Source organism: Acinetobacter larvae (assembly GCF_001704115.1).
Taxonomy (GTDB): Bacteria; Pseudomonadota; Gammaproteobacteria; order Pseudomonadales; family Moraxellaceae; genus Acinetobacter; species Acinetobacter larvae.
The window spans coordinates 175851-189636 of record NZ_CP016895.1 but is presented as its reverse complement, the minus strand read 5'-3'; the positions used below and the strand labels follow the sequence as shown (position 1 = coordinate 189636).

The following is a 13786-nucleotide window of genomic DNA, read 5'->3' as shown; positions in this document are numbered from 1 at the left end:
CTCAGCCAGCTACGCTGGAGTCAGGTTTAAAACTGACTGAGCTAAGCGTTGCTAAATCTAAGTTCTTAAAATAACGACATAAAAATTAACGACATAAAAATTAAAGAATTAACGTACTTCACCGCGAATTAATTCGCTGTTCAGCAGTTGTTTGGCTTGCTGATAACGTTGTTGGTCACTGAGTTTTTTGCCTTGTAGCGCTTCTGCTTGATCTAAGAAGGCAATATAGTGCGGCTTACGCGGTTCTACATCTTTGACTTCAGGTGAACGTAGTGCAATGGTGAAATTATTGCTTAAAGCCTGATTCCATAATTTGCGTACTTGTGCCCAATAGGCTTGATTGGCTTGCCAATATTGCGTGACAGCATGATCATCAATGGCAGCATCTTGGGTATAGCGGTTTATACCCACTTCACGTACCACACTCTGCTGTTGCGCGGTCTGATATTTCCAGTTTTCTTCTTCTTGTACCCAACCTTGAGGGGTAATGACATGGCGATTAATCGATTTCATTAAATCATAGTCATCACGTTTGCTATATTCACGACGTGGCAAAGGCTTATCGGTCAAATCTGATGCCCAAGCCAGCATTCCCGTTGTATTACTCCATTCACCCAGTGCGGCATAACGAGGGGAATCATCTGAATTCCATACTGTTTGTAACCACTTACCTTTGACTTGTTGTGCATCATACTGCACTTTTTCCCATTGATAATGCCCAATATAACGCCATGCTTGTGTGGGCTGATATTCCCAGTCCTGACGCCAATGCTTGACGACAGTACCATTTGGAATCAACAACACATGTTGTAAAGAGATTTTGTTTTCAGAAATTTCTATTGGAAATACAATATCCTGAGCTTTGGTTAGGGTTTTATCTTTCACGGTATAGTCAGCATCGGGACTATACAATTCCTCAAATTCAAAAGTGACATTAAACTTACCAGCCATTTTTAAAATAGCTGCATGTGCCTCTGCTTGAGACAAGGTATTCGTCACAGCAATAACTTGATTTTGCGTTGTTACAGGAGTTTTCACATTTTCAGCGTGAGACAAACCACTTAAAGTTAAAAAAGAGGCGAGCAATACAGTAAGGGACGTAACTTTATGCATGATTTAATGAATTAAGAGGATAATGAGAATCCTTATTATTACAATTTGAACATTATTTGTATAGATATTGTTTTATGTTTATGCATATCTTTAAGACATTCTACAGTGCAGTTGCTTATTTTTTGACTCACCGTTTCACATGAAACACGGCTGCGCCTCTGCTCAACCGTGTCCCTCAACCGAGTCCTCGTTCTGATCAAATCGACTTAACCCAATGTGCAACCCATGCAATGAGCAAGCAAACCTAAACTTAGAACTTAGAACTTAGAACTTAGAACTTAGAACTTAGAACTTAGAACTTAAAGCTTGCGCCAAGACGATAACTTCGACCAGGTGCCGGCATATAACTCTGCGCCAATGGATCTAAATAATAACGATCTGTCAGGTTATCTATGGAGAAATTCACTGCTAAACTCTCTTTAAGCTGATAATTGGCAAATACATCAAAGATACGCACAGGCTCATAGTAAATTTGGAAGGTTGTGGTTTGTGCTTGCCAGCGTTTGTTAAGGTTGGCAATTGGACCACTGGTTTGTGTCATTCGAGTACCTAAAGTCAATTTATTATCCAACCAACGACTTCCTAAAGTCAGTGCAATCGTGTGATCAGGTGGATTTTGTGTATTCACATAAGAACCATCAAAACCACCTTCGGTACAGTCTGGTGTATCCGGCAAGCCCTGCTCACGGATCCGTTGGGCAATTTTTGCATCACAGGTTCTGGCTTTAAAGTACTTGGTCACCGCCAGATCGGCAAAATACTGCCCCACATCATACATCGCCTGTAGTTCCATCCCAGAAACACGATAACTATCACTGTTATACATGTTGAGGTATTCACCATTAAAGTAGCGGGCAATATAGTTTTTAATGTCCGTATTAAAATAATTGACCTTGAGCCGTGCCATATCATTTGTGCTAAAGAGCTGATCTTTATAGGCACTGATACCCACTTCAATATTTCGAGAACGTTCTGGTTTAAGGGCTTGATCGGTTGGAATTAAACCAGCCATGGTTCCCATTGTGGTTTCAAATAAACCAGGTACCCGAATCGCTTCTTTATAGCTGGCATAGACATGTGCATAATCGGTCAGTTGATAACTCGCACCAAAGAATGGAGCAAAACTTTCACCACTTTGTTTTAACTTATCATCATAGTGATATTCATAGCGGTCAATTACACCCGGCTGTTCATTTTTATCAACATCATAGCCGATGACTTTCCCACCCAAGAATTTTTCAAATTCTTCCAGCGTATACGGACCCCCATAGGCATTGATCATAATATCCTTGCTATTGCCACTGAGGAGCAATTCACCTGGATTTTGTGCAGCAACATATTCACCATTTTGTGTTGGATACCACTCGACATAACCATAACGCGTCCAACCCGTTGCTGTCCGTAAACTTAAATGCACGCGTTTATGCGGTTTATTACTATAAATCGTTTCACGATGCGCCATGCGGTTACGGTCTTCATTGCGGAAATAAGTATAACGCCCCCCTGCATAAAGTTCGATTTTATCGGTCGGTTTAAAGTTTAATTGCGATAAAAAACTCGCTTCGTAACGTTTGGCATCTCTGAGCACCCGATTATTGAGACGATCTTCTTCTGTCACCTCCACATGATTCGGGCGAATATCCTCCACCAAGAACGAACCTCCAACAGTCCACATGAGATCGCCCCATTTGGGCTTGAACAATAACTCATTGCTAAAGTCTGTTCCCCAGCGCCAGTTACGCAGTCTAGACCAGTTATAGTCTGGACTCACCGTAGAGGCTTGAGATGCGGGTGCAGTTGGTCCGGCATTGAGCTGATGATTCTTCGCATCGCTAAACCAAGTATTGAGTTTAAAATTGATCAGCGGATTTTCAGGGTTGTATTGATATTTGGCGGTATAGCTATTGATGCGCATATTACCAGTTGGCCACTGTGGAATACTGCTGCCATTGCCACGGAATAACGCCGACCCCATAATCTCGCCAAACTCGCCATCAAAATAACGATAGCCCAATTCCAAACTTTGTGTATCAGTCGGTCGAATGGTGGTTTTGAGCAAGAATGACTCGCTCTGGTTGGAAGTATTCAGCACTTCTTCACCGGCTTTATACACATCTGCTACGGTACGCATTTGTGGCGTACCATCATAGCGACTACTGCCATGTTTACCAGCATAGTAATTGCCCTGATGCTGTGTCGCATAGGCTGCTACAACATCAAATTTTTCACTTTGCGTTGCGACGGCAATACTACCTGAGCGTCCTTTTAACTGTGATAAGCCTGAACTGCTATGCCGAGGTGAATAATCATGCGCACCCTCTGCTGTTTGTGGGTCGACACTATTGCTCCATAGATTCCCCGTAAGACGTGCCCCCTGTTGTTGCCCCTCCAGCAGAATATCTTTCACCCCTATTGTCTGCATGGCAACAGTTCCGGCAATCCCACCTGCTGAGCCAGCACGGGTATTTGGACCTTTTTCAATCGTCACATGACTAATCAATTCGGTTGGAATATAACTCCGATTTGAAGTTCCTGCATAACCACGATAACTTTCAATGGCTTGTTGTGCACCATCGACCGTTACAGCCACACGCCCCATGCCTTGAATACCACGAATATTGACATCCAGAGCACCACCATTACGGCTATCACCGGTTTGTACCCCAGCAATACCCTTTAAAATATCTGATGGAGAACTACGGTTAAAACGATTCAGTGCTTCGGCAGAAAGATAGGTACTGGAGGCATTGGCTTTATAAACAGCATCAGCAGCCGTGGCTTGCGCATTTAAAATAATTGGACTCATTTGTGCCACCACAGCCGTCTGCCCTACTGGCAAATTGACACCAAGTGGCGCAGTAACCTGCTGTTGTTGCGTTGCTGATGCTGTGGTCGAGGTCGGCTGTGGCGCTGTGGTCCGCAAGATATAGCCACGACTGGTTTGCTGCGCCTCTAAACCATGTGGTGCCAATAACGCAGTAAGCCCAGCGTCTACACTATAACTACCTTGTAGACCCTGACTTTGTAAATGCTTAATACCTTTGGGATCAAATACAAACTCTATTTCAGACTGTGCACTAAATAAAATCAATGCATGATCCAAACTACTGGCTGGAATACGATAATGCAGTGTTTGTGCTGGTGCAGCCTGAACCAGTGCGGCCGCACTATAAAACAAAGCACCTGAAATACCACATACGATTGAACGTTGTATGGCAAGGGAGAGCGGTGTTACCAAAAATCGTGTCATGGTTAAAAAACCCTATGCTGAAACTGATGTAATCGCAACATCAAAAACATGCTGTCTATAGGGTTAAGACTTGAGATCATCAAAAGTATCATTTAAAACTAAAAAAAATTATTTATTTTTTAGTTGAGATATAAACCGTACCGGTAAAACGTGAACGTTCAATTGCTACAGGATAGGTCGTCACCAGCAATTGCAATGTGCGATTGAGGTCGTTACTTGGGAACGTGCCTGAAATTTCAATCTTTGCCAATTGCTGTTGTTGCTGTGGATCTAGCTGAACACGTACACCATAATTTTCTGTCAGCATGGCACTAAACTGCGCCATGCTATAACGATTCGCCAGTAATAACCCTTTACGCCATAACAACTGTTCAGTCTGTAAAGGCTGAGCATTAAAAATTTTGTGATTGTCATACTCAACTTGATAACCTGCTGCTAAGGTTTGCTGTTGATGACTATATTGGGTATCAATGCGTACCGCATGTTCAGTCACCCATAAAGTGCTCTTTTTCTCATGCTGCTGTACGGCAAAAGCTGTTCCCAAGGCCAATAAACGACCATGTTGACCATATACATGAAAAGGACGTTGCTGCCGATCTTTGCCTGTTTCAATATACACTTCGCCATAGCGTAGATGTATGGCACGCTCATTTTGCGCATAATCGATATCAATTGCAGTTTTACTGTTGAGTGTGAGTACAGAGCCATCGGCTAAAGTGATTTGTCGTTGCTCGCCATAGGCGGTACGATAATCCGCATCCCAAGCCTGCGTACGTACTACAAAGTATCCACTGCCAATAATCCCCGTAATCCCCAACAGCAACACCAGATTTTTAAACAGCATCGGATGAGCAGGCTTTTGTGCTTGCAAGAAACGCTTCGCCATATGATCAGGCAAATAATCGGCACGATGATGCAGCTTACGTTGTAATTTCTCGGCACGCTGCCATAGTTTTTGATGTAAAGGACTTTGAGCCAACCAATGCTGAAAAAGCAATTCCTCGCTGCTATTTAATGGACCCTCTTCTAAACGCACCAGCCACTCAGCGGCTTGCTCTAAAATCTCGGCTTCGCAATCGTTATGCTGTGCTGTCACGACAATCCCTTCAATCTTCTTGATTCGCAGTGCGTCTCAGTCATCCAGCTCAAATAGCTTTAAACAACAGAGCATGACTTTTTTCATATCACGTTTGACTGTAATCAAAGAGACACCCAATTGTTCTGCAATCTCAGCATAACACAAGCCATCGATCTGCCATTTTATAAAGACTTGTTGTTCACGTTGTTGTAATTGATCCATTAACATATAAAGTTCAACCAGTAACTGAATGGCTTGTAATTCTTGTTCTGGTGACGGGTAATACTGCGGCGCAATGAATTGTAATTGTTGTAGATAAGCTTCTTCGATTTGTTTTCTATGCCACCAGCGATAACTCAGATTTTTGGCAATCGTGGTCAACAGTGCTCGTGGTTGTTCTAAGCTATAACGCTCTTGATGCTGTAAAATTTTGACAAAAGTATCATGTGCTAAATCAGCTGCAAGACTGTCTTGTTGAAGACGATGCTTCAGCCATCCATATAACCACGAATGATGGTCTCGATAGAGATGTTCAACAGTGGGAGTCTGCATTGCGCCAAATCTAAATGATAATTATTAGCGATTATATCGACTAAGTCACAATGGCACAATGCATTATTTCAAAGAATTTCCCAACAAAACCAAACGCTGTTTTTCCCCAAAATGACGTTGGACAAATGATTTTTTAAGTCATGCGAATTTTATCTGGCACTTACTCGACCCATCGTTAAACCTAAGATGTATCTATGGGCTGAACCAGAATAAGTCGCTTCACTAGTCTGCAATGACAATACGCCCGTGAGTGGGTTGAATCGGACGATTATTCGAATGCCCTTTTAATATTTTTTGAAATTCAGCAAGTTGTTGTTTTGAAATCGTCATCGGTTGTTTATAGACGATCCAGTTCACCCCTTCACTACAAGGTGGTGTGGTTAAAGAACCAGAAAAACGATAATACTCCCGATTTTTAGGCAATAATTTTTCTAAATCGACTTCTTGCGCTAAGCTTTTTACATCATTTTCTTTATAAGATAAATCTGCCCAGATTTTATCCCATTCACTATTTTTCTGCCCGAGCTCAAACATCACCGCCATGACCGTCAGTTCACCCTGTGCATTGGCATTTACAAAGTGCAGCTCCAGCGGAAAACTTTTCCCATCAATCTGATTTTCACTTGGGGTATGCAAGTGAAATTGCTGTAAATAATATTTTTCTTGGTCAAGCACTAAATAATCTGATTGATCTTGGCTATTGATCTGTACAGTATGACCATTAAACACGACATGATTGGGATGAACTTGATATTCCACATCTATCGGATGTTTATGTTCACTTTCATAAACATTGGTAATATTGATCGGTGTCTGATTTTTACCATCACTACAGGCTTTATAATCTGCGCTCAACTTACCCCATTGCGCTGGTCCACGCTCAGCATCATAGCCCCAATGTACCGTTTCATTCGCATGTGTTATCAAGCTTACCGTTAAAATCGTACTACTGAATAGATATTTTTTTATGGTATGCATCATGACCCGTCTCACAAATAACAATTAAATCAATATTATGCGCCTATGATCTAAGAATTGGACGGCAAATCTGCATCATGTTATAAGTTATTATTTTTAAAACCTCGGTTACCATTCATTTAAACAATAAAACAACTGCCATAATGCAAACCACCTTACAAAAACACCTCGCAGCCACGAGCATACGAGGTTATGTAAATAGATATCCTTATCTTTACAGCGCAGATTTTTCTATTTTCTACAAAGCAGCTGTGAGCATAATCTCAACCAGCACTTCTGGACGGGCGAGATCAGCTTGTAAAGCAGCGCGTGCTGGTGCTGCATCAGCAGGTAACCACGCTTCCCAGCATTGATTAAATACGGCAAAATCACGCGCAATATCTTTTAACCAGATTTGCGCACTGAGAATACGACGGTTATCGGTATTGACCTGCGCCAACAAAGCGTCAATTTTTGCCAAGACCTCTTCAGTCTGTACTTTGACATCTGCATCTAGTGTTGTTGGAACTTGTCCAGATAAATACACCAATCCATTATGAACCACGCAACCAGCTAGACGTGCTGAAAGCTGGTGACGCTGTATTTGATTACTCATATTATAACTCCATCGATAAACCATCTAATGCGATTGGGGGCTGTGCTTGACTGATTAATTGTGACAATACCTCAGCACTCCCAGCGGCTAAGGTAAAACCTAAGCTTCCTTGTCCAATATTAGACCAGAGATTTTTATAACGGGTACGACCAATAATAGGCGGTCCTTTGGGTGTAGATGGTCTTGCACCGCACCATTGCACCGCATCATCAAGACCTTGTAAGGCTGGAAAAGTCGCTTGTACGATTTGTTTCAAAGCTTGAATACGTTCAGGGCGAATGCCTAGATCGTCATAGCCAATATCGACCATGGCAGCAATACGTAATTTATCCTTCAATTTGGCATAGACAATTTTATGCGCATAATCCGTCACACTGATATTCGGTACAATACCTTGCTGGGCGGGAAAGTCTAAAGTCAAACTATAACCTTTTAAACCGTAAAGCGGCACGTGAATACCTAATAACTCAAATAAGGCAGTACTGCCATTACCCGCTGCAATTACAAATTCATCAGCCTCTATACGAGCTTGTGTACTTTGAATAGCACGAATCTGATCATTGTGGCGCTCAAAAGCCATCACTTGATGCTGATACAAACAATTAAAGCCCTGATATTGTTTTAATTTTTCAAGCAAGCGTAAACAAAACTGATAGCAATCTGCCGTTTCATCTGCTGGTGTATAAATAGAACCGCAAATTTGCGCAGTAATGCCTGTCAATGCCGGTTCTACAGCAACAGTTTCATCCCGTGATAAAATTTGTTGAACTTGAGCATCTACCCCCGTCTGGGCTTTTTGAAAAATTTTATCTTGACGATGGATAACCATTTTCCCTGATTTCGCCCAACAAAAATCACCTAGGTCTTCACGCCATTGATTCATAATGCTTTGGCTATATAAAGATAAACGTAAAATATGTTCGCCATTGACGATATTATCTTTGCGATTACACGCCCATAAAAACTTGAATAGCCATGCCCACTGCTGAGGAGAGCATTTCAATCTAAAATTAAGGGGTGAATCCACTTTATAGAACCACTGTAAGGCTTGTTGCGGTACACCCGCATCCGCCAAAGGTGCCACATAGCGATAACTAAGTTGCCCACCATTGGCAAAGCTGGTTTGCTGCGCCACGGCATCCTGTGCTTCGACTAAAGTCACGCTATGACCAGCTTGGATCAGCGCATAACATGTACTTAAACCAATGACACCGCCACCGATGACAACTACATGTTTTTTCATTTTCCACCACGCTTTCTTCCCTAACTCAGCACATTAAAGAAGATGTCTAGATGGCAAACAAATGAGAATTTAGCGGGTGGTCATAACCTTTTGTTAAGAACCGGGGTAATTGCTTCAATCTGATTTTTAATTAAAGTAATAAAGTTATCGGTCGCATGTGTGGTCGGGACGTTGGCATTTCTCAATAAATAAATAGTGGTGTGTAAAGGTGGTTGTATCGGATAAATCATCTGTTCAGGTAAACTATAAACCGCAGTATAAACATCAGTAATACTGCACCCTACTCCCTGTCGAACCAACTCAGCTGCCATATAATAAGTCTGTGCATTTAAAATGCTGCGTTCAAAACTACGATATTTCTTAACTACTCTTAATAATGAGTCTGCATCAGGTTGAATCCAACGCTGCTCATCTATATCCTGAATATCAATAACTGTACCATGCTGTTCCGAGTCAATATAAACCAGTGGAATATCTAAAATAGGAGTAGCAATCACGCCATTTAACGTATCCGGTTCAAAAGTAACAGCAATATCAATTTCACGTTGTAATAATTTTTGCTCTAAAGCCTGTGTATGATCAGTCCCAATATTTAAAAACACCCCAGGATATTTTTTCAAATAACTGGCTGCTAACTTGGGTAATAAGCTTAAACCCAAACTTGGTAAACATCCTACTGTAATGCGTCCTTTCGGATTTTTACTTAAATTATGGGTAAGTTTATTCAGCTTATTAAGCTGGTCATAAATTGGCTTAATCTGCTCATACAAAATAAAGGCTTCATTGGTTGGTTGTAGTTTTCCCTTCACCCGTTCAAATAATGAAAAACCCAAACGTTGTTCAGCATGTTTCAGTAATTTACTGGCTGCAGGTTGAGAAATACACAATACAGATGCTGCTTCAGTTAATGATCCATACACCATAACTAAATAGAATATTTCAATATGTCTCAGATTCATCTTAAAGCACATCATAACCAATAGTTATAATCAATCTAATAGAATTCATTATAGAAAGTCAATTATCTGCTGTACATTGCAAAAAATATGCATACCTGCATCAAGGAGCGATTAGCAAATGGTTGAATCTTCTGTTTCATCATTAGATCGTATATGGACGAAAAAAAATCTTTCATTAATGATCATTATTATTTTGGGTTTTGGACTCGCAATTTATGCACGAGGCTTGTCACAAGAACAAATCGGGCTGATCGGGTTTCTACCGATTGTTGCCTTAGCCTTACTTACGGTCATCGGACTTGATATCGTACTTTCCGTGATCATCGCCATTCTACTCAGTGTGGTAATGACCTCCACCTCTGTACTCGAACTCGGTACGATATTGGCACAATCTACGGGCTCATTTATTGCCACAGTTGGCTTAATCATTATGCTTGGTGCAGGTGTTGGTGAAGTTGCCAATCGTACTGGTGCTGCCAAAGAATTGGTTAAATTTATTGTCAATCGTGTCGGTTTATCTAGTCAAAGCCGCGTTAAGCTTGGCATCGTAATTTCGTCGATGGTGATCTGTGGTTCTCTTGGCACCATGGCGGGTGGCAATGCCATTATTGTGGCAGTGATTATTCCCATTGCTGCTGCTGTAGGTCTCACACCACCAACCGTTGCCATCTTACTCATGACTGCAGGATCTATTGGTTTATTTATCGGTCCCTTTACACCCAGTACCGTAACCATTTTGGAGCTTGGTGGTTTAAGCTATCCACAATTTCTGATCTCATCTGCCCTACCCATGAGTGTCGTCACGCTGGCTACAGGTTGGATAATGTCAGGCTATATCCAAAAATGGACCGTTGGTAAATTTTCATATAATGAAAATTTCCTTGAACAAACAGAACAACCTACGCCTGCAATGGAAAAACGCAGTAAACGTGCCGCGATGGTCTTTATTGCTACGATTATTGTGATGGCGCTGATTGGCATAAGTCTCAAAGCTGGATTTAGTTACGCCATTATTGTGATGCTTACGGTTGCCATGTTAACAGGCTTAGTCGCAGGTTTCACACCCAAACAAATTCTCAATGCACTATACGATGGTTGTGGCAAACTGGTCTGGATGTTTATTCTCTATTGGCTCTACAACCCAATTTTAGTCTTGGTCGAAAAACTAAATGCTTATCACACTTTACTCGACAACGTTACACCTTATTTAACGGGGCTCAATCCGGCATGGCTCTGTATGGCGATTTTCTTGTTCAATATCGTTGGACATATTCCTGGTGCAGCGGTTGCCCAAATGACTTTTACGCATAAAATTTTTGGACCGATCTTAGCTGCGCAAGGTGTGCCTCCTGTCGCTATTACCGCAGTTTTATTATCCAGTTCGCAAGTTGACTGGTTTGGTCCTTTCCCATCTTCTGATATGTTTGGACAAATGGGGCTGGCACGCTCAACACAGTTAAAATATATGTTATACGGTGGCTGGGCAATTGTACTGAGTAATATTGTCTTATTCGCAGGGTTATTCTATCTCTTAAATCTCTAAGCACATTCCCCTTAAACAACCCATTAAAAAAGCATCAATGTCTTGATAACATTGATGCTTTTTACGCTATAAGCTCATCTGCAAAAACGAATTCATGCAAAACGTCATCGCCTCAAAGCAATGCATCACATCGCAATAGCATGACAGCTTATTGCCTATGATGCTTGCTCTGGGCGACGCCAAATCCAAATTAACACCAATGCTAAGACCACCATTAAACAGATGCGAAGGTGTAGATGTAAACTTGAAAAATAAATAATCACAGCAGCAATACTCATGCTGATCGTAATCAAAACCTTACGCTTACGCGGAATGGTTCTAACATTCCCCCACTCTCTTAGCATCGGTCCAAAAATACGATGCTGGTGCAACCAACGATGCAAACGTGTAGAGCCCTTCGAAGCAAAAAAAGCGGCTAACAATAAAAAGTCAATCGTTGGAATTCCAGGAAGGATAATACCGATTACGGCCAACACAATACATAACACGGATAAAAAGATGCAGAGTACACGTACCCAAACAGAGGAATGTACTTTGCTTTCGATCACCGGTGATGCAGCTACGGTGGTTGATGTTTCCACTTGCTTCGAAGAGATGTCTTTCATCATGCGTATTTCAATTCAGTCGCTTCAATTATTTTGCATCAATAATTTCTTGCAATAGCTCACCAAAACGATCAAAACCTTGTTTAGCCCCAGCAATAACACGATCTTGTAATGCTTGGCTAAAGTTGGCTTGGTCTAGCTCAGCCGTAAAATGTTTCCACACTTTGGCACGACCTTCAGGATAAGCTGCTAAATTACGCGCACCAAACTCAGCCGTTAAGTCCAAGTCTTTTTGTGCTTGCTTAAATAAGAATGCTGCACCTAAGGTTGAACCTTCTGAAACATAGATCCAGCCCAATGCTTCGGGAAAACCTACCCCAATCGAAGCAAGTTCACGCTCTGCAATAGTTACACCTAAATCTTGTAAATCTGCTGCAGCTTCTTTAGAACGACCTCGAATATCAAGATCGGTAATTAACTCTGCAACTTGTTGGTTATCAAATAGATATTCCACATCTTTTTGGAAATAATATTGTGATAAAGTAAATAAAGCATATTTATCACGATTGGCAAAAACGTCTGCTTGACCCATCAGTTGGTGCATACGCTCATGATCAGTAGCCGTTTCCTGTTTCAAGCGTAGTGCCAAGCTTTCTAAAGTTTCGAGGTGTGACATAGTAGGTCTCTAATTGACATAACTTTACTGTATTACCCAGCGACAATGAAAAATATGACAGCTTCATGCGCATATCTTCACCAAGTCATAGACGAACTGGGCTTCATTCCATTCACAGTACCAATCCAAAGAATATTTCTGATCGGCTATTATGATGTAATAAGAATATCTACATCCTAATATTGGGAGATTTAAAGACCAGTAACAAATACCCTTGCAAGAATTTTACTGTACTGCAATGTGTTGATTGCAATTGTTTTAGCGTGCAATATTATCGATGACAACAGCGCTCCTTGTGCTTTGCTTTACACCTTTTATATACTTAGGTCATATAAACCGTGTAAACAGTACACCGATGTTGCCTGCATTTTTTCATCAATCCTTGCTCCCCCATAACATTTCTGCAATTGCGACACAGACATTGTGTCTTAAATTTTGCTTTAGAAAAGCTTAGGGAAAGTTGGAAGCACCTTGATGTTTCAGCTAAATCTTGCTTAGCGATCGCATCATCTTTGCTGCTATGAACGGTCTTGATGAGAAAATTGATAACATTCTTTTGGACATTAAAAAAAGTAGCTCTGTCGATCTACATTTTAGCGGGTCAATAACAATCACCCTTGCCATCCACCAAAAGAATTACAATAAGGTCATGATATCAAATCAGTCTCAGGTTGAGAATAATTATTCTTATCAATTATCTTATTATGCTATATCATTGTAATCGCTTGTCGCCAACTTGAAAATAAGCCGCCTTAAAAAATAAATTTATATTACTTTTCATAAAGATATAAAAATAACACAGCGCTTTCCTTTAATAGGAACAAGTGTAATTTAGCGCGTAAAAATAATTAGTCTGCCGTTTTTAATATCATTAATTTATTTAAATGTGTGATAATTCGCGTTATTAATCATTACCCTTTCCGTTTATTTATACCCATTAAAAAAAACTATTGAAATGAATCAAATAATTCAAATTAATCATGAAGGCTGCCAAAGATTATACATATAATTATCATTCTCATTTGTTTGAAGATTTTTTAAAGCTTGAGCTGGCATTATTTCACAATATTGTCTTGAGTAAGCATTTTCAAATCTATCGCAAACATTGAATTTCTTTACTGCATGCCTGCAGCAATTCAACAACAGACAGCCGCTAGGCTGCTTGTGACATAGGGAAATCACCCATGAAACTTGTTGCGATGATGTTATGTATAGCCACATGCTTCATTTTATATTTGACCCATCCGAACCAAA

11 protein-coding genes are annotated in these 13786 nt (G+C 40.8%); 1 reads left to right on the top strand and 10 read right to left on the bottom strand.

The features are described 5' to 3' along the window. Window positions 1-108: 108 nt before the first annotated feature. From BFG52_RS00785 to BFG52_RS00750, 8 genes are all read right to left on the bottom strand, one after another. Window positions 109-1113 (bottom strand): DUF6607 family protein, encoded by a 1005-nt coding sequence (locus tag BFG52_RS00785; protein WP_067551294.1) that lies wholly within the window; start codon window positions 1111-1113, stop codon window positions 109-111. A 292-nt stretch (window positions 1114-1405) separates the two neighbouring features. After that, window positions 1406-4363, bottom strand: a complete 2958-nt coding sequence (locus BFG52_RS00780) for a TonB-dependent receptor (RefSeq protein ID WP_081408580.1) — start codon at window positions 4361-4363, stop codon at window positions 1406-1408. A gap of 112 nt (window positions 4364-4475) precedes the next feature. Continuing rightward, complete coding sequence (locus BFG52_RS00775) at window positions 4476-5459, bottom strand: FecR family protein (RefSeq protein ID WP_067551291.1); 984 nt, start codon at window positions 5457-5459, stop codon at window positions 4476-4478. Window positions 5460-5495: 36 nt separating this feature from the next. Further along, window positions 5496-5993 carry a sigma-70 family RNA polymerase sigma factor gene (locus BFG52_RS00770; RefSeq protein WP_067551289.1) on the bottom strand — a complete coding sequence of 166 codons (498 nt, stop codon included), beginning with the start codon at window positions 5991-5993 and terminating at the stop codon, window positions 5496-5498. Window positions 5994-6215: 222 nt separating this feature from the next. Continuing rightward, entirely contained in the window at window positions 6216-6974 is a 759-nt protein-coding gene (locus BFG52_RS00765; RefSeq protein WP_228703789.1) for a carbonic anhydrase, read from the bottom strand. A 235-nt stretch (window positions 6975-7209) separates the two neighbouring features. Then, entirely contained in the window at window positions 7210-7566 is a 357-nt protein-coding gene (locus tag BFG52_RS00760; RefSeq protein ID WP_067551286.1) for a RidA family protein, read from the bottom strand. A gap of 1 nt (window position 7567) precedes the next feature. Further along, the gene (locus BFG52_RS00755; protein WP_067551284.1) at window positions 7568-8809 is read right to left on the bottom strand and encodes a D-amino acid dehydrogenase; all 1242 of its coding nucleotides are present in this window, start codon (window positions 8807-8809) and stop codon (window positions 7568-7570) included. Between the two features lie 80 nt (window positions 8810-8889). After that, window positions 8890-9768, bottom strand: a complete 879-nt coding sequence (locus BFG52_RS00750) for a LysR family transcriptional regulator (RefSeq protein ID WP_067551281.1) — start codon at window positions 9766-9768, stop codon at window positions 8890-8892. Window positions 9769-9886: 118 nt separating this feature from the next. Between BFG52_RS00750 and BFG52_RS00745 the strand changes: the two genes are divergently transcribed. Continuing rightward, window positions 9887-11311 carry a Na+/H+ antiporter NhaC family protein gene (locus BFG52_RS00745; RefSeq protein ID WP_067551279.1) on the top strand — a complete coding sequence of 475 codons (1425 nt, stop codon included), beginning with the start codon at window positions 9887-9889 and terminating at the stop codon, window positions 11309-11311. A 155-nt stretch (window positions 11312-11466) separates the two neighbouring features. Here the strand turns inward: BFG52_RS00745 and BFG52_RS00740 are convergent, their stop codons facing one another. After that, window positions 11467-11919: a YbaN family protein gene (locus BFG52_RS00740; RefSeq protein ID WP_099092607.1), complete on the bottom strand. Its 453-nt coding sequence runs from the start codon at window positions 11917-11919 to the stop codon at window positions 11467-11469. A gap of 25 nt (window positions 11920-11944) precedes the next feature. Beyond that, entirely contained in the window at window positions 11945-12532 is a 588-nt protein-coding gene (locus BFG52_RS00735; protein WP_067551276.1) for a biliverdin-producing heme oxygenase, read from the bottom strand. Between the last annotated feature and the right edge of the window lie 1254 nt (window positions 12533-13786).